At 42.5% G+C, this 18,300-nt stretch carries 17 protein-coding genes; 6 read left to right on the top strand and 11 right to left on the bottom strand.

Annotated elements, in window-relative coordinates; translation table 11 throughout:
* Positions 1-217 precede the first annotated feature (217 nt).
* From AC3E9V_RS11755 to AC3E9V_RS11725, 7 genes are all read right to left on the bottom strand, one after another.
* Positions 218-1,219 carry a hypothetical protein gene (locus tag AC3E9V_RS11755; RefSeq protein WP_488753394.1) on the bottom strand — a complete coding sequence of 334 codons (1,002 nt, stop codon included), beginning with the start codon at positions 1,217-1,219 and terminating at the stop codon, positions 218-220.
* Between the two features lie 437 nt (positions 1,220-1,656).
* Positions 1,657-2,007, bottom strand: coding sequence for a helix-turn-helix domain-containing protein (locus tag AC3E9V_RS11750; RefSeq protein ID WP_488753393.1), 351 nt, complete (start codon positions 2,005-2,007; stop codon positions 1,657-1,659).
* Positions 2,008-2,009: 2 nt separating this feature from the next.
* Entirely contained in the window at positions 2,010-2,309 is a 300-nt protein-coding gene (locus AC3E9V_RS11745; protein WP_488753392.1) for a type II toxin-antitoxin system HigB family toxin, read from the bottom strand.
* Positions 2,310-2,760: 451 nt separating this feature from the next.
* Positions 2,761-3,099: a hypothetical protein gene (locus tag AC3E9V_RS11740; RefSeq protein WP_488753391.1), complete on the bottom strand. Its 339-nt coding sequence runs from the start codon at positions 3,097-3,099 to the stop codon at positions 2,761-2,763.
* A 365-nt stretch (positions 3,100-3,464) separates the two neighbouring features.
* Complete coding sequence (locus AC3E9V_RS11735) at positions 3,465-5,012, bottom strand: TlpA family protein disulfide reductase (protein ID WP_488753390.1); 1,548 nt, start codon at positions 5,010-5,012, stop codon at positions 3,465-3,467.
* 177 nt (positions 5,013-5,189) lie between these two features.
* Entirely contained in the window at positions 5,190-5,630 is a 441-nt protein-coding gene (locus AC3E9V_RS11730; RefSeq protein ID WP_488753389.1) for a hypothetical protein, read from the bottom strand.
* Positions 5,631-5,705: 75 nt separating this feature from the next.
* A complete protein-coding gene (locus AC3E9V_RS11725) occupies positions 5,706-6,002 on the bottom strand; it encodes a hypothetical protein (RefSeq protein ID WP_488753388.1) in 297 nt (98 codons plus the stop codon).
* Between the two features lie 22 nt (positions 6,003-6,024).
* Here AC3E9V_RS11725 and AC3E9V_RS11720 point away from each other — a divergent pair, with 22 nt between their 5' ends.
* Together AC3E9V_RS11720 and AC3E9V_RS11715 are read left to right on the top strand one after the other, a co-directional pair.
* Positions 6,025-7,344, top strand: a complete 1,320-nt coding sequence (locus AC3E9V_RS11720) for a homoserine dehydrogenase (protein WP_488753387.1) — start codon at positions 6,025-6,027, stop codon at positions 7,342-7,344.
* Positions 7,345-7,355: 11 nt separating this feature from the next.
* Complete coding sequence (locus AC3E9V_RS11715) at positions 7,356-8,279, top strand: glycosyltransferase family 2 protein (RefSeq protein ID WP_488753386.1); 924 nt, start codon at positions 7,356-7,358, stop codon at positions 8,277-8,279.
* A 142-nt stretch (positions 8,280-8,421) separates the two neighbouring features.
* Here the strand turns inward: AC3E9V_RS11715 and AC3E9V_RS11710 are convergent, their stop codons facing one another.
* The gene (locus tag AC3E9V_RS11710; protein ID WP_488753385.1) at positions 8,422-8,616 is read right to left on the bottom strand and encodes a cold-shock protein; all 195 of its coding nucleotides are present in this window, start codon (positions 8,614-8,616) and stop codon (positions 8,422-8,424) included.
* Between the two features lie 513 nt (positions 8,617-9,129).
* Between AC3E9V_RS11710 and AC3E9V_RS11705 the strand changes: the two genes are divergently transcribed.
* Positions 9,130-10,050, top strand: coding sequence for a hypothetical protein (locus AC3E9V_RS11705; protein WP_488753384.1), 921 nt, complete (start codon positions 9,130-9,132; stop codon positions 10,048-10,050).
* A 225-nt stretch (positions 10,051-10,275) separates the two neighbouring features.
* On the opposite strand, the gene AC3E9V_RS11700 is transcribed toward AC3E9V_RS11705, so the two are convergent.
* From AC3E9V_RS11700 to AC3E9V_RS11690, 3 genes are all read right to left on the bottom strand, one after another.
* On the bottom strand, positions 10,276-11,799 hold the full coding sequence (locus tag AC3E9V_RS11700; RefSeq protein ID WP_488753383.1) for a GH3 family acyl-acid amido synthetase: 1,524 nt from the start codon (positions 11,797-11,799) through the stop codon (positions 10,276-10,278).
* 311 nt (positions 11,800-12,110) lie between these two features.
* Positions 12,111-12,893 (bottom strand): J domain-containing protein, encoded by a 783-nt coding sequence (locus AC3E9V_RS11695; protein ID WP_488753382.1) that lies wholly within the window; start codon positions 12,891-12,893, stop codon positions 12,111-12,113.
* A 275-nt stretch (positions 12,894-13,168) separates the two neighbouring features.
* Positions 13,169-16,909, bottom strand: coding sequence for a GEVED domain-containing protein (locus tag AC3E9V_RS11690; RefSeq protein ID WP_488753381.1), 3,741 nt, complete (start codon positions 16,907-16,909; stop codon positions 13,169-13,171).
* Positions 16,910-17,071: 162 nt separating this feature from the next.
* Between AC3E9V_RS11690 and AC3E9V_RS11685 the strand changes: the two genes are divergently transcribed.
* The 3 genes from AC3E9V_RS11685 (at position 17,072) to AC3E9V_RS11675 (ending at position 18,298) form a co-directional block, all read left to right on the top strand.
* Positions 17,072-17,503: a hypothetical protein gene (locus tag AC3E9V_RS11685; protein ID WP_488753380.1), complete on the top strand. Its 432-nt coding sequence runs from the start codon at positions 17,072-17,074 to the stop codon at positions 17,501-17,503.
* Between the two features lie 111 nt (positions 17,504-17,614).
* Positions 17,615-17,968 carry a response regulator gene (locus AC3E9V_RS11680; RefSeq protein ID WP_488753379.1) on the top strand — a complete coding sequence of 118 codons (354 nt, stop codon included), beginning with the start codon at positions 17,615-17,617 and terminating at the stop codon, positions 17,966-17,968.
* A 9-nt stretch (positions 17,969-17,977) separates the two neighbouring features.
* Entirely contained in the window at positions 17,978-18,298 is a 321-nt protein-coding gene (locus tag AC3E9V_RS11675) for an Hpt domain-containing protein (protein ID WP_488753378.1), read from the top strand.
* Positions 18,299-18,300 lie beyond the last annotated feature (2 nt).

Raw genomic sequence — 18,300 nt, 5'->3', positions numbered from 1 at the left:
GTATGCCCTAGTAGAGTAGAGCCTGCCAGCTCCACTTTTTGCTATAAATATAACAAAACAGAACTGGCAGCGCCCCCTACATCAAACCGTGCATAAAGTTTTCCCTCATACGGCTTACCGATGAAGTTCTGGTTAGGTGTTAGCACATTTTCCCTCATGATTCGGTTTCTGTATTTAGCTAAAATACCCTGATATGGAAGCGCTTGTTACCTAACTGTTAATTTTTCCTTGAGACGACGGAATTTACAATCGGCCAAATTAAAGAAATCATCACTAGATAAATTAATAATGTTAGTAATCTTGAAACCCAGGATGTCGATTTATAATATCCTTCTGGATTAAATACAGAACGGTACAGGTTTTCGAAAACAAATATTTGCCAGTTCATGATACCTTCAGAAGCGTCCTTTTTTGCTCTAATTAGTTCCTGAATTTTTTGCTTGTACTTTCTCTTAATTCCTAAAACTGAACATGAAAAATCCAAGTTCTCGACTTTCTCTGGGTTTGTGAAAAATGAAGTAAATAAAGCGCTACAATCTGAGCCAGAGTAGGAATTGAATCTTAACTTCATTCCATGATAGAAATATGCAATTGCATAGTTGAAATCATCTCCTTCCGGCGACATTTCAATTCTGACGATATGTATTTTAATCGAATCATTGCTCAATTCGTAACCCAAGGGTAAAGTAGGGCCACTTCCATAGTCTTTTAGGTTCAGATTGAATACCGTATCTGGAATAAAACTATTTGTATTTAGTTTAATACCATTTAAAGCATTTAGTCTAGTCTCAAAGTCTGCAATTGCATTATTAAATTCAGTTGTATCTCTCTTGATTTCTACGTTTATGACATCCTCATCAAATATGTAGGAATTTGGCATGTAGAGGTTTACAAAGAACTGTATAGTTCCCAAGGCGATTGCAGAAAGCATAACCATTCCAATCAGGGTTGGTACGAACTTTATATTTGACTTATACTTTTTAGTTTTTCTAATTCTGATATAGCTTCTAATAAAGAAGAATAACCCAATAGAGCAAAGGGTTAATAAGAGTATTGGCAGAATTAGGTTAATACTGCGATATTTAAAATAGTAGTAATAATCATTTTCATCATTAAAGTATGGGATTGATCCAGACTCGGGTCTAATTAGCAAGAAAGTCAAGCCAACACCCCAAAAAATAAGAATGGGGATCAGTTCTTTAATTATCCTTTTTTTCATGGATCAATACTAGATTTCAGGAGAATGGAAGGTAACAACTATTGCATAAGTACTATTATGCTTACCTACCTTATAGCTTTTCCTGAATTTAACTTACTGAAAAACAAGTGGTTAACTTTACATCCTTGCTTCTAGCCGTATTTATCCGTTTAAGGATACAGATATCTACCATCAGGAAAACCCCTTTTCATGACAACCTACAAAAATCTACCATTTATCAAAAAGCCCTTTTTCGTCATGGATTAGATGCAACTACCCCTACTTCTGGCGGGGAAGCAACTTCCACGTCAGTGGGCAGTATTTGAAATGTTCTCTTGTGACATGCGAGTAATTAATTATAACGGTCTATGTAAGAATCGTAGCTTTGGTTTGAGCATCAGCCTTGTGTTACTATGATTTCTTACATTAATGTTGTAGCACGTTAATGTTTAAGTCAATCATGCTAATAAAACCTCTGCTGGTATTTTTAATCCTTTATATAAAGACTTTATCATCCCCAAAGTCAAACTTCTTTTTCTATTTAGAATCTCGCTCACTCTACTCTGACTGCCAAGATATTTTACCATATCAGCTTTGGTCATTCCCATCTGCTCCATACGAAATTTAATCGCATCAATTGGATCAGGCGGTGCAATGGGATAATGTTTCATCTCGTATGACTCAACTAAGGTTACCAATAAATCAAGTTCGTCACCTTCTAGGGTATCTTTTTTTGCTCCCCACAATTCTTCAATCCTTTTAATAGCAGAATTATAATCTTGTTCAGTTTTAATTGGTCGTATATCCATAATCAAATCGTTTTTGCATCAATTTTATCATATTGTTTATGTGTCCCAATAAATCTTATGAAAATCACCTGAAATTCATAATCAATCGCAACAACTAATCTGTAATCATTGCCTTTTATATTAAAAACTACTCTTCCGTCTCCGACAATACTTGCATTTTTATATTGACTTTTCAGTTCATTCGAATTTCTCCAATCAGCTGTTTTTGCATCGTGATACCAAGCTCTCAATGAAATCTCGGAATCTGAGTATTCTGGTTTTTCAAAAAACTCTCTGATGGTTCTAAAAGCAATAATTCTCATATTGCAAATATATATGAACAAACCTGGATTTCCCGATTTGGGATATTTCTATTCGGTTAGGTGGTTTTGTGCCAATGTGCTACAACAAAATCATAACACGACCGGTCATGTTATTTTACTTATAATCCGAAAAACCAATCGGTATACCCCCTTTATTGATTTCTCTCTCCTAACCTACGAAAACTTACCATTTAACCGAAATTATGCAATAAGAATCTATTGCATAATCAGACGATCCTGACGTTTACTGTCAGGATGTCTGGGTTAACCCCGTGACGTTTCAGTCAGAGCGTGACCTTTAGCGTCATCGCCTGACAAAAATGCTTTTTGGAGCATTTTTCGTCAATTATTCATTTTCTAATGAATAATCCGGGGTTAATGCAATTACCTGTCCGGGAACCACTACCTTTCCCCTGGATCCGCAGCACTGCCCGCTACGACCAGCCCGGACTCACAAATCACTCCAGATCTCCTCATTTTCATCCTGACCTCTTTTGATATAATCCATCAGGCCGTCGAGGTTTACAGACTGCATCTCATCAATACCAAAGTCCTGTTCTTTCAGCTTCATAAAATCCTCGATACCTGACTGGCGGAATAGCTCCAGCAGCTCCTGGTAGTTTGCTTCGTCGAGGTTTACAAAGCTGCTCAGCCGGTCTATGCGCCAGTAGGTAATGTCGTGCTTGCCCAGGCCCGATAGCTGCGCCAGCCTGTCCCCTTCCTGAGTAAAACGATGGGTAATGAACAGAAACGTTCGAAACAGCAGCTTATCTTCTACAATTTTCGCCATCAGGTAGCCCACCTTCACCTGAAACAGCTTTACGGGCAGCAACAGATACCCCCTGTGGATCTCAAACTGCGTGATGGTGTGGGTATTTTCCCATATCAGATAGTTGAAGTGCCATTAGCACACTCAGTACCAGCCGATGCTAGCGTCTGTTTGTCCCCCTCTTGAAGCTTCGGCCCTGTCTCCCTTTACATTGAAGGTGGTTGGCAAAACAACCCCCTGTCTCCCCCTTTATTAAGGGGGAATCCTTGATTTGAAAATTATCGAATGCGAAGGAAGTTTATTCTCCGTTTGTCAAAGGAACTTCTATAAATCATATTGGAATAATGCCCATTATCTAAGCTGGACCGGGTCGCGTAGTGCTTGTGTTAAATGTCTGAATTTACCAGACTGTCCAATAACTTATCAAGTTTTGGGTCAATTGGCCGAAAAACATTATTCACTAAAAGCTCACCCGATTGATCAAACAAACCATGATATGGATAAGCAGTTATCTTATCTTGCATATTTCCATTCAAATCAAAAAAATGAGTTCCAGTTTCGCCATACTTAGAAATATACTTATCAAACCTTTCTCCAGGTATGCTTGTACAAATATTTAAAAACTGAATTTCATCACCATATTTTTGTACAAAGTACTTTTGCTTTTCAAAATCCATTGCACAACCCCTACATCCAATAAACCAAATATTCAGGTATGTATATTTATATTTTTTAATCTGGCTCAATAAATTTATTTGTTGGTCAATTCTGTCATATACAGTTATATCCTTGTCAATTTGAAACTCTAGTGATCTTAAAGAATCACTTAATTGGCTATAGTAGTCCAGTATTGGGTTATCATACCCTTGCGCTCGTTCATAGCTTATCAAAGAGTCAAACCTGTTCAAATTATGTTTTGCATAATTGTCAATGATTTTCGATTCAAAAATTTCTTTTACAGTCCCTGATAAAAGTGAATCCGAAAACCTTAAACGACCTTCTAAAAAACCGTCAAGTCGAGGTATACCGATTTCATTAGGAATGTCTTTAGTATTGAGTGCATCTGCTGCATCAGATAAGAATCGGTAAAGTTGGTGGCTATTTCGAAAGGAGGAATCCCGATAATTTACCTTGTCTAAAAAACTAAAATATCCTTTAGGAACGGGGGTTGAATCAAATCGCAGATATTTTCTTCGAATAGGTTCTCTGGTAAGATCACCAAGATAATGATACTTCATTTGGTTTAATTCATGAGCGACAAACTCTTCATTTAGTTGTAGTCCAGTAGTATCTTCCGAAAACCGTCTTTGCCTTAGACGGTATACCTCATATGTCTTAGTCTTAAAGTCCATGTAGTCCCCATTTGATGCCTCGTACTTTAGATCACCAATTTGCGTTGTTAGTGGGTTCAAAGTTTTGCGTTGAAAATACCTGTATTGATCAGCGCTCTTTCCACTAAATTTTATTTTCCGAACAAATTCATTATTGTTTGAAGAAACAGAAGCTACTAAATAGACTGAATCTCCTGGATAAAGCCATCCTTCAAATGTGTTGGGTCCAACCTCAAGGCGAAAGTTGTTCGGGATCACCTTTGTAAACTCAAAGGTGAACGTTTCAGTGGAGTCTGGTTCAAATTCAAATTCAAGGGATCTTTCAGTAATATCTGTCCTTGTCTTCAATTTTACATTTCTCCAATAAGATCCATTGATTTTTCCACTGATAATGATTTCTGTTGTTTCAGGTGGGTTTTCATCTGAATAATCACATGAACTGAGCATAATGCTCAAACCAATTATTGAAAATACCGGGTTGCATAAACCACCAAGTATGGTCCGGGTATCCATGCCTTTGGCAAAAGGGTTGTTGCAAACGGCTGATTTTGAAACCTTGAACACATGAAAAAATATCAAAGCGCAGATAGATAAGATCTTCATAAGCAATTATACTGACTAACGTAAAAGTAAGAATTGATTATCAGATAGTTACAAAAGGTGTTTTCATGCTAAATTTGTTTTATTTCCAATCGCTTTCCTTTTTACATTAACCACTGAAATCTCACTTCTGGCGTGGGAAGTTAGAGGCTGCGAGGGGATTTTCGTATATGAAAATTATTAACCTGCTATATCTTGAGCATTACTATAATCTACCTGTGTGAAAAAATACCTTCTCACAGTGTTGGTACCGTCTTCCATTTCCAACTCATAGTTTTCTTCATACAGAATGTTTCTTTCGGAATACGTTCCTATGTAGATCAACACTTTTTCGGCATCAAATTCTATGCGAATTGAATCTCCTTCCAGAAAATGATCTGGCGACAACAACTCACCTCCCGGTTCAGAAGTCTGAAATTTCTCAGATTCCCACTTACTATCCCGGTTTAAGAGTTGAATGGTTTTCTGAAGCCTCTGACTCTCTCTATCAAATGATTTCAAAATCACCTCATAATCAGAGCCATTTATAAGCTCATATCTTGAGAATGTCTTTTTTTCTCCATCACATGATCCCATGATAAGGGAAGCTGAAAATATAAATATTAGAATTAGCTGTTTCATATTGAGTTCAATGCCGATTTGCAAAATAATTCGTTCAGGCAATTTTCAGTAGCATTAACATGGCAATTTCACTTCTTACGCGGTAGTTACTTCCATGTCATCGCCTTTTTTGACACACCTGCACCCTGGCTGGAAGCAGGTCTTTCCGGCCCCTTTTCGGTGCTTTCTCCCCTTGGATAATTGGCAGTAATCTATATGTAATGTTTTTTTAAAAAGCAGCTCAGGACCATCAGAACCTCGTTTTTCGCAAGCCGATGTAGCCTTTTTATCCACGTTGGTGCTTCCGGCTACAGCAGCTTTCAACTTATCGCAAGAAAATCGCGTAATTTTAGAAAAATCCCAACGGCTGCCCCGGTTGCTTTGGCATTGCATGTTTTACTCCTAAAAAACAATAATGACTCTAATTGAACAACTCAAACGTCTTGAAAGCGAAATAAAAGTAGCTATCATTGGAATTGGTTCTATCGGGAAGGGACTGGTATATCAGTGCCACCTCACTCCGGGAATTAAACCTGTGGTAATTTGTGATATCCGCATTGAAAAAGCCATCCAAACAGCCGAATGGATAAATGCTGAGTACGCTATAGTGAACTCGGTAAAAGAGCTGAACGAAACCCTCCGCAGCGGTAAGGTAGCCGTATGCGACGATGGCGAGTTGGCAGCATCCTCTGAGCAGGTAGATGTTTTAATTGAAGCATCTAACGCCATTTTGCAGGGCGCCAAACATGTGCTTAAGGGCATAGCATATGGGCAGCACATTGTCATGATGAACTATGAAGCTGAAATGATGTATGGCCCATACCTGCTGCAGAAGGCCACTGAGGCCGGCCTGGTCTATACCTGTGCCGATGGCGACCAGCCCACTGTTATTAAAACACTGGTAGATGAAATGACCCTTTGGGGCTTTGACCTGGTAATGGCCGGCAATATGAAGGGCTTTATGGACCGGTACACCGACCCTGTTAAAATTGCTCCTGAAGCCGATAAGCGCAGTCTGGACCACAAGATGTGCTCCTCCTATACCGACGGAAGCAAACTTTGTGTAGAAATGGCTGTTTTGGCAAATGCCCTTAATCTAAGAGCCGACGTGCCCGGTATGCATGGCGCCAAGATCAAAAGCATTTACGATATCTTTGATCATTACGATTTTGAGGCGATATACAAAGACAAGAAAGGCGTAGTTGACTATGTGTTGGGTGCTGAGCCAAAAGGTGGCGTATTTGCCATAGGCTATACCGAAGACAAGTTTCAGCAGTACACACTAGACTGGTTCCCGCCGAATATGGGCCCCGGACCTTACTACCTCTTTTACAGGCCTTACCACCTGGGTCACATCGAAGCAATGCCATGCGTTGCTGAAGCTTACCTGCACAAGTCTGCTAGACTCCAGCCTGCCTACGGCATGAAGACCAACGTATTTGCCTATGCCAAAAAGGACTTAAAAGAAGGTGATACGCTCGATGGCATGGGCGGATTCGCCTCCTATGGTCTCATTGAAAACCTGGAAGATGACAGGGAAAACCCCGGAATCCCCATCTGCATAGCCGAAAATATGAAGCTGAAGCGGGCAATTTCCAAGGATGATAAAATAAAACTTAAGGACGTAGCCTTCGACCGGAGCGATCCTTCCTTCCAGTTGTATCTACAGGCCTGTGGGGACCTTAAAGTAGCTTCACCTATTTTAAAAATTGCTTCAAAGGAGTTGGAGTATTAGTTGAGCAGCATATGGAACACTCTAAAGACATTCAAAACAATAAGCCGTTGGTCACGGTGGTGATCGCCACCTACAACCGTGCAGATACGCTGGAGTATGCCATTAAAAGCATACTCTGGCAAACTTATACCAACTTTGAGCTTTGGGTCGTAGGCGACCGGTGCACCGACCACACGGAGCAGGTAGTACAAAAGTACCTTACTGATAGTCGGGTACACTGGTATAATATGCCGGTAAACAGCGGGTACCAGTCACGCCCCAACAACGAGGGTATAAAAAGAGGAACAGGAAAGTACATTGCCTACCTCAACCACGATGACATTTGGCTGCCATTTCACCTGGAAGACACCATCAACCACATTGAGCGGTCCGATGCTGACTTTGTGTTCTCCATCTTGCAGTGGGTGTACTCATTTACCTACTCAAAGCCCGACATACCTTTATTTCCCAATCTGCCAAGGCCGCCGGAAGCTACTGCTGTGGTACACCGCAGAGACGTGGTGGATAAAATCGGATACTGGAAGGACATACATGAAACGTATGCCTACCCTCGCACTGAGTTTTTCAGAGATGCCCTTAAGGCAAAGCTGAAATTCGAAATGGTGCCTTCTCTCACCGCGCTCAAGTTTTTGTGGGATGAAGAAAACTACCATGACGTGGGTCCGCAGCCAGTATACATGAAAAAGATAATGGATGAGCCAGACTACCTGAATAGAGAGCTAAGCAAAATGCTGATCAAGGCCTATGACGAATTGGGCCGTTTGCCTAGTCGCAAGCGCCTGAAGACGCAGCTGAATGACCGGATCAGATCGCTGCTAATCGGCTTAAACTTCGACCCGGCAAAACTGCGGTTCTGGATGGGAAAAGGTGGCCAAATCAAAGTATGGCGTAAAAGACACCATTTGGCACCGGAAGCGGAGGCAGTAAGCGCTTAAATACGTCTATCTTCCGAAAAATTTCGTTTTCAAGTACCGTACATAAAAGAGAATAGGAACAGCACGAACTAAAAAAAGAAAGCCCCAAAAAGATCAATTATCCTTTTGAGGCCTCTAAAATTAAATACTGAAAAAGTTCTATTTAGTCAATCAACTCTACGTTGACTGCATTCATTCCTTTTTTTCCTCTTTCTAAATCGTATTTTACACGATCGTTTTCACGGATCTCATCTACCAGACCACTTTCGTGTACGAAAATGTCTTCTGATGAATCTGACGGTTTGATAAATCCAAAACCTTTTGAATTGTTAAAAAACTTTACTGTTCCTTCGTTCATTGTACTGTATTGTATTGTTACTAATTAATGTTTTGATAGCTCCTTTTTAACACTTATGCCTAATCATGACAACAATTGTTTACGTGACACTTTTATACACGTGCTTCTAAGAATGCTAATCGATTATAAGGGAGGGGTAAAAATCAAATATGGGATCTCAGGGATCAATATGGGAAAGATACTCCATCTTAACATTGCAAAGCTACAGGTATTTTTTACTATTTCCTAATCCTGACACGACTGTAAGGAAAATGTATTTAGAAATATATTTTTTTTGGTAAAAACCGGACTGACCTGTGCGCCACACAGCCGTCCAACTAAAGAAATATTGTCATTTGGGTGCCATATGGACACACCTATATTCCCTCTCCCAGTGCAATTGGTCCAGGTTCCTCTTAAAAGAAGTGCCCTGACTTAAATAAAGAAGTATTTATCGCAATTTTAAATCCGCATATCGGGCTGAAATATGCAATTTTATCTATATTTATTCATACATCACCAGTTTTAACCTTTATGAAACCAACTCCTGAAAACTACAAAGAAGAAAAATTTGACATCAACAAGAAGGAATTGAAGTTTTTCACTTTCGGAAAACTTCTAAGACTTTTCTTTTTGATTCTGCTTGGATTTTTTGGCCTCATTGGCCTGCTGCTAATCGTAGATGTGACAATTTACCCCGAACTGGGAGTAGTGGAAATGGCCGTAAATGCCCGAAACAAGACAGACCTGTGGCGAACAGCCAAGGAAACTGACCTGGGGCATGAGGCTATAGCATTTGAGAATATGCTTGACGCATTTGCCGTACAGGGTGGGGATATCAGCCACTCTATCGACACACTTACTGATGAGTTTACACCAGCTAACTGGGCTGAGCTGCTGGAATATGATGTAGACTACTTTCTAAGTCATGATGAACTTAGCGATTCCATAAAAATGAATGGCATGTTGCATGCAGCCAAGCTTCTCTATATCTCCGGCCATTATGACTTGTTTAAGCAGGCTTTTAAGATCCTCGACCAGCGGTTTAGCGAGGGCGAGGATTATCTTACCATCTATCGCGAACTCATCCAGCTAAAACCCACTCTGAGGTATGACGATGAAGAGGAAAAGCAGGAACTTGAAATCCTGTATGAGCTGGAGCTGAGAAGACATCTCAAATTAACCTCCAGCAAAATTGTCATGGCTATAAGTGGAGGAGAAATAGGTGAAACAGCGCTACAACAGTTTCTGGAAAATATGAAAGCGGTCATCGAGACGGAAAGCGTTCTCATACAAAAAGGAGAACGATTTATAGCACAGGTAAATGCAGACCTGAGCCACATTATCTCTCTGAGCAATGAGCTGGCAAATGCTGGCAATAACCCGGGGCTGCTAAATGCCGGAAATCAGCTGGCAGCAGTATTGTCTGAAAGAGGACCTCAAGCAGCCTCCTAGTGTCTACGCGACACTAGCATTTTTTTAAAAACTTCAACTCTAAGCCTCCCACTGTTTTCGGGAGGCTTTTTTGTGTCCAATAATTTCAGGAGCATAGTGTTTCAGATAGAAAATGACTTTCTTTCTCGTGAGTATCAGGCAAAGATCAAAAAATATTACCTGTCTATAGAGGATGTCAGGCTATGCACTGAAGGAGAAATGCTACTAGAACCGGCTACCGGTGGGTTATGACTCAATAAAACTCAAAAAATTTCTCATTTCAGATGCTTTCATCACCTTGGGTGTTTTGACCTGTCCTCCCATTTTTTGCTTTTTTTCGAGAAAACCATGGTACATTTCTTTCCCGATAGCCCTGACCTCCACTGCGGCCAGCGCTTTGGATCGGGCCACTTCATAGTTTTTATTGATGTCCTTCAGCTCCAGATCCAGCTGCCGGGCGAAGGCTTGCTCCTCCACTGAATTATTTGATACAACTACCCACTGATGCACAAATTTGTTTTCACCTACCTTCAATGCTGCCACGGCGTATTCGTTTACCGTGATATCAAACTTTTCTGACGATTTCACGATGGCCTGATCCATCTTTTCTTCAGACAGCTGTGAGCCGACCACATTGAGAAAAAACTTCGTCCTTCCGGTCAGCATTATTTCATAGGGATCAAGTGATGTGAACTTAATGGTGTCACCGATTATGTACCGCCAGGCCCCCGAACAGGTAGTGATAACCAAAGCGTACTCCTTCTCCTGCTCCACCTGCTCCAGCGTGTGGCTCTCCGGGTGATCTAATAAGCTTCCCCCGTCATCTACCCCCCTGCTGTCAAAAGGGACAAACTCATAAAAATAGCCGTGTGAAAGCGCCAGCTCCATAGCCAGTGTGCCAGGTCTTGATGTGTAGGAAAAAAAGCCCTCTGAAGCCAGGTAAGTATCGATCACCGTTATGGGGTGAGCAGAGATAGCTTCAAAATCCTTCCTGTAGGTATCGAAGGCCACCCCTCCGCTTGCGTAGACCTGGAAATTGGGCCATATGTCATGAATGGTATCCAGCCGATGCGTCTCAATCACTTCCTGAAGCATCACAAGTACCCATGAGGGGATGCCGGCTATCGCTCCGATATTCCATTCCGGCGCTTCCTCCACAATCCGCCGGATCCGCTTATCCCAGTCATCAATAGCTGCGATCTCTTTCCCAGGCCTGTAAAAAAGGTCATACCAGCCGGGAAAATTGCGGACATTGATCCCGCTTATTTCTCCTTCCAGATGCCCGCTTTGGCTTTTTTTAAGGTTAGATGAGCTACTGAGCATAAGGATCTCGCTTTCAAAGAGGACTTCCGGAAAATCAAAGTTTGGCAATGACCTGATCAGGGAAGTGCTTACATCCCTGATGCTTTGCAGAAAGTCTTCTGATACAGGTATTCGCTTGCTTTCCTTGCCCGTAGTTCCGCTACTCAGGGCGAAAAAACCCGGCTTCCCCGGCCAGGTGATATCCGGATATTTTTGCTGCCGACTCCACCAGGCTTCATGAATAGAATTATAATCGTGAATAGGAACTCTTTCCCTGTAAACGGAGACAGGATCCCCGGACTTTATAATAGAGTTGAAATCGTAGTATTTACCGAATGCTGTATGTTTTGCTTTAGCAAGTAGATTAAGCAACTGCTCTTCCTGACGCTCCTGTGGGGTTTTCAGCTCAAAGCTGAGTTTTTGATTTAGAGAAATTCCCGTTTTCACAAGCGATCCAAGAAGTGTCATAAAAGAGTGATGTTCTTATTCCTCTTTATAAAATCAATTCTTTGACGGTTTGTTTGAGATTACTTTAATCCGGAAAATTCTCATGAATTTTCCGCCCTCTGGGCCGACGATTTACAAAATTCTGATTGTGAGATTGCTATGTTAATAACTCGCATAGACCAGTATTTAACCATTCCACAAATTTTGGGAATCCATGCCTTTGACAGAGGGACTGGAATTTTGTAAATGTCGGGATTAACCCTGACATCCCGACTGTAATGTCGGGATCGTCATTATTCACGATTTTATCTTGAATAAAGCGGGTTAATCCGCTAAGCCTGAGCCATCGCGATCAGAAAAAAAGCTACAAAAAACTGAAAGATACCAAGAGTGAGCACCCAGTCCTTATACCTCCTGTGCCTGATTAAAACCAATGAAATGCCGAGAAGCAAATACGTGAAAAAATTATTAAAGGAATGTAAGGTCCCGGCAAAATGATGGTAGGAGATTTTATCTACACTGATCCCGACCGGGATATTAAAAATTCCGGAAACGTGGACGTAAGCCACCTCAGACTGGCTTTTGACAAACTCATAAAAGAAGTCCCGGTCGGTGGTGAAACTCATAGATCCAATACGCCCCCCAGCTTCGCCAAACCGATTGATCTTTACCTTTTCTAACGGGTACGGGCCTGATGCAGGTGTATAATAGTAATCTACAGTATACAAAGTGCCCATAAAGAGGAAAAGAAAAGCAAAGTACCGCTGGTATTTATAAAACTTTACCTTGGTCTTAAACAAAAGGTACCATCGCTCCTGCTCTTGCTGACGCTTCTTTCGTACGTACTCTCTTCGAAACTGCTCTCGCGCATCTACCCGTGGTTCCGGTTCTGCAGGTGTATGCGTGATGCCGCTCAGCAGCTGCCAGTCGTATGCATTTCGTTTGTTTGGGTCAGAAAGGATTTCATAGGCTACTGTAATTTTACGGATAAGCTCTTTCGCTTCAGCTGAAGGGTTAAGGTCCGGATGATACTGTTTGACCAGCCTGCGGTAGTTGTGTTTAATCTCTACATAATCCGCGTCAGATGAAACCCCTAAAATTTCGTAATGAGTCACGCTTTTATTAATACATTAAAAATAATCGCTAAGATAATAGCATCATTTAAAAACATTTAAAAATAGTCTTTGCGGGTTGAGGGTTACGGGGTTGAGCATTCATTAGGAAAGGAGGCAATGTTATTGACATAGCATTCCCTTAAAGTCATCCTGAAAGGATCTATCAAATTCTATAGACTAATGAATAACCTTCTTACGGGTTATGGGTAAAAAAAGCCTTGTCCGAACGAGCGAACAAGGCTTTTTCTATACTATTACTTATACTCAAACCTAAACTATTGTTTCACAAATTTCCTGGTAAGGGATTTTTCTCCGGAGCGGAGTTGGATGATATAAGTTCCGGGGCTAAGCTGACTAACTTCTACTTCGGTGCCATTCAATTCTCCGGCTTTTACCAGTTGACCAGACATATTGATTATCTCGAAAGACACTTTCCTCCTGTTGGTAGCAATATTAAGCACATTACCAACCACAGGGTTAGGATATATATCATATCGAGTTGCCGATCCCGTAGAATGAGTGGTAGTGGTATAGTAACTGGAAGTTCCGCTTCCCACACAGAAGTTTGTGGTCTCACTGGACCCAAAAGATCCGCCGGAAGCAAGAGTAGTCCCACCTGCGGTCAGCGTATAAGATCCGCTACCATAAGAGCAGCACATCCCATCTCCATAGGAATCGTAAACCACCAGATCATAACACCCTGCTGAGAGAGAGATGGTTTCAGCCAGTGTGGACCCGTCAGGTTCTGAACCATAGGTGCCACCTGATGCCACCACAGAGCTTCCATCCAGTACTTCCCAGCTTGTCTCTTCAGGATAATTATCAAACGTCAGGGTAAGGGTGGCTTCTATCGGACCTCCGGCAGTTAGTGACACATCGTCTATGGCCATATCACCTTGCCAGGTAGAGCCTGTGGTACCTACATACCTTAGTTTGATGGTTTCACCGGCATAAGCATCCAGGTTTACATTCGCCAACTGCCAGCTATTTCCCTGGTTTCCGCTACGTGACCAAATGCTGGTCCAGGTAGATCCGTCAGTGGACACTTCAAGGACCAAGCCACCCATAGAAGAGGCTCCATACATATGGTAATAGAATGAAAAAGTAGCTGTTGACTCACCGGAAAGATCAAAGCACGGGCTTTCTAAAACGGTAGAAAGGCTCGGATAATTCGGGCTGGATGATTCTACATACAGGTAATAACTTCCTTCCTCAGCGCCTGAAGGGCCGGTATTGCTTGAAGGAGTAGACCCTGAGTTTCTTGTCCAGTCAAAGTCATCGCCGGAGACGTTGGTCCACCCGCCAAAACCTGACTCATAGCCTTCTGAGTAAGGGATCGTTTCAGTAGTGGAGCAGCTAATGCCACCGCTCTGGGTTGTTACATTCACCGTATTACTAAATCCGGACTCATTTCCGGCAGCATCTTTGGCTGTCACGCGGAAAGAATAGGATGTCCCAGCAGTAAGACCGGTAACATTGAATGAAGTAGTGGATGCACTTCCAATCACAGAAGAGCCCTCATACACGTCATACCCGGTTACACCTACATTATCCGTAGAAGCCGTCCAGTTGAGTGTCAGAGAAGTCTGGGTGACGGATGATGCCGCTAAATCTGCCGGAGCTGTAGGCGCTTCAGAGTCCCCTGCTCCAATGTTAACGGTATAATCTTCTACTTCACCGTAATCAAAAGATTCGCAAGATGTCGGTATGCCATTGTATTTCATGGATACCCGCATGCGGGTTGCTCCGTCCGGAGCGCCTGTAGGAACGGTGAAGCTACCGCTGACAGGTGTACTCGTAGTGGCCGCTTGGGTAAACACCTGCTCTCCGGAATCCGTGAAGTCTCCGTTTTGATTGTAGTCAATCCATACACTGTACCCTTCACTGTAGACTGTACCCGTCCAGGTCGGTGTAATAGTGATGCTTACACTGCTGCCCTTAGACACACTTGTAGAAAGAGAGGTAAAGTCTCCGTATCCACCGGAAGAAGCACCCGTAGAATTATCAATACTTCCCACCTGCACTCTGCTTATGTACTCATCGCTGGTGTTGTTTCCATTGGACGAGCAGTAGGTAATGACCACTTCCGTAGTTGTGAAATTAATAGAGCTGCTGTAAGCTGAATTTGTACCATCAGAACATTTGCTTCGGACCTGGGCTTCGTACTGGGTCTCCGGCGTAAGGCCTGAAAGGCTCGCAGATGTACCGCTTACAGAAATGGTAGTCCAGGTGGTTGTACCTGTCTCACGGTATCTCAGGTCGTAAGTAGCTCCGGTTACCGTGTCCCAGTTTAATGATGCGGTACTCGAACCTACATCGGATGTAGTCAGTCCTGTAGGAGTAGTTGCATTACACACTGGCGGAGTACCTGTGATTCCGGTGACGATAAGTGTGAAGTCCTGGCTTCCACCACTCAGAGAGCCCTTATGCGTAACAGTAATCGTATAAGATCCGGATGCCCCGGAGACATCTACTCGTTCGTACGGATCCACATTATTATCACCGGTCCCGTTTGAGTTCACGCCTGTAAGTCTGTAAGGTTCATAGGTAGATCCTCCCTGTGTAACTCTGATGTCCAGGTCATTGACCAAAACCGGAGTTGTAAGATTTGCCGTACCTGAATTGGCCGTTCCGGCCGGGTCTGTCCAGGAAATGGACGCCATTAAAGGATTAACTCCATCAGCATCCACGGTTACTGAATACGTTTGCCCGGGACTCAGTGTAAGCTCGTCCACCTGAGAAGAAACACCATGCTCACTGATTACTTCGGCTGCTGCTTTGGCATTTAAAAGCCCCCAGCCATAAACGGCATCCGGCCCGGATATTCCGGCATCATCGGCCGTATGCAGTGCCAGGCCTTTCAGTGTAGCTGCACGCATGAAGGTTCCGTTCACATTGTTGGCATGCTGCTGTAAAAGCAACAGGGTACCTGTGACATTTGGTGAGGCCATGGATGTACCTGAAATGGAGTTGTAGGCTGCATCGCTGTTGTCATAGGTTGAATAAACCCCGGTCCCGTTCCCGGTAATGTCCGGTTTGATCCTCAGGTCATCAGTAGGTCCTTCGCTACTGCTGCTATTGATGGTTACAGCGTTAAATGACCCGTCATTATTTACATTAGCATCCTGACCATTAGCGACTACTACATTGTTTTTAGCCGTAGAATGTCCGCTAAGCTTATCATAGGAAGATGCTCCGTTTAGCGGAGCGCCATTTGAGGAGTTGTCGTTACCGTCATTTCCTGCTGCTACAACCATCAGGTAATAGGGCGAATTGTACATCAGATCATCCCAGTCCCTGGATTCTTCGATATATGCACCAAAATACCAGTCAGGTATCTGATCTGCCCGGTATCCGTACGAATGGTTTGACAAAAGCATTCCCGAAGCAGCCTCTGCTGTGGCTTCTGCCAGGTCATTGTTCCACTCATGGGTAAGGGCGTCTGCCTGTGGGGCCATGCCCTTTGCGGCTGCTACCACCCCGGAAGCTACAATGGTGCCGGTGACATGTTGAGCATGAAAACTGTTCCCGTTAAGACCGGTCACACCGTCATTAATAGTAACCCGGTTACTTCCTCCTGGTCCGTCAAATTCCTGGTGTGTGGTTCGGGTAGGTCCGCCATCCCAAACGTGAGCAGTCATGTTTTGGCCATCTAATGATAAGCCCAGCGAGCCACCAATGTTCAGGTGATCAGCTCTGGTAGACCGAGCAGCATCCACGTTGTAAATGGTGAGGTATAGAGGTTTCCCGTCCCGGGACACCGCCACCAGCTCATCCACTGATCCGTCTTCATTTTTACGAAACACTTCCCAACCCCGCTGTGCAGCGATTTGCAGGGCTTCCTGTTTCCGCTCTGTTGATTTTCTGGAAAACTCTCTGTTAAGTTGGTCCAGCAGTGGTAGATTATACCGTTTACTGATCTGTTGTCTCTGTTGCTGTGTTTGTGCAAATGCACAGGTAGTAGATACTAAGAAAGCCAGCAACATAGCTTTCCAGCGTAACTGTTGTTTTTTCATAATGAGTAAATTAGGTTAACAATTGCGCATAATTTAAGTGGATTTATTAACACGGAACACGTAGGCATGAAATAAATTTGTAATTCGAAAAATCCTAAAAGCTCTTAGTATATTCACCAAATATTATTTTATAAATCAAGTAATTATAACTTACCATACATTATGAATAATCTCTTTTACAAACTGCTAATCGTGAGTCTGTTGATTGAAAGTATGGTATGCTGTAAAGCCCAGAAATTGACCGGGGAAAACCTGGGTGTACTAAAAGGCATTACGGGGGTTTATACAGGTAACTGCATGCCTGCTCCCAATAAACCTCCCTGCAAACCAAAGCCAACTTCTACGACGGTCTATATAACTCAACTAGCTGAACACTACTCCTCCGAAAAAGTGGTGGATTCCGTAATAAGCAACTCCAGCGGTAAGTTTATGCTAAAATTACCAGCGGGTAGTTACAGCCTGTTTCTGAAGGATGAGCAGCAGGTGGTTTGTCCGGTTACTCAATGCGATCCCCAGTGTGCCTGTATGCCCGTCAAAATACAAAAGGATTCCATTACTACCGTAACGCCAAATCTGGACCGGGCTACCTGGTAAAAATCAGAAGACAGGATAAAAGTCATGGGATACTGTTGCCCAAATTCGATTCAAAATGTATTTTTACCTTGACGCAACTGTATTAACCGTACATTCTGTAACAAAAGATCAATGAATGTACTCCTGGTAGATGATAATAAAGCTGCCCTGAAACAACTGGAAACTGTAATAAAACAGGTTAACCCCATGTGTACAATTTTCCCGTGCGAAACCATAGAGGAAGCCCTTAAAGTATTGGAAGCTTACCCAATTGAAATTGCCTTTATGGAGTTGCAACTACCGGGGGTGAATGGAATGGATTTAATTATGATTATTAAAGGCAACCCTGTTTTCGGTAAAGTGCGTCTTGTGGTAGTAACTGATACGGGTGAAGGTTCACTCTTACAAACAAGCCTGAATAATATAGTCGACCACTATTTACATAAACCTGTAAGTAATGAGCATATTTTGAAAATATTTTATTAATATAGCGTTATGGGCATTATAAACTTTGAGGCTTTAAAAGAAGCATATGAGGAAAATCTGGAGGAGCTGCTCTTGGTTTTTAAGGAAGATGCAGACGATGACCTGGAATCTTTAGTAAAAGCCATTGAAGATAAGGATCACGATCAGATAAAAAATTATGCTCACAAGATGAAGGGGTCATCCATGGTCGTAATGGACGATACGCTTCAGCAGCTTACTTCAGAGATTGAAACCAATCACACTGATATGGAGGTTATTAAACCTATGATCGAGCAACTTAAATCTCACTACCCCCTTATCAGCAAAGAAATAGAAGATTTTCTCGGATAAGT

The organism is Marinoscillum sp. HNIBRBA16962 (assembly GCF_057801515.1).
Note: the sequence above shows the minus strand (reverse complement) of the source record. Positions and strands in the feature narration are given on the sequence as shown.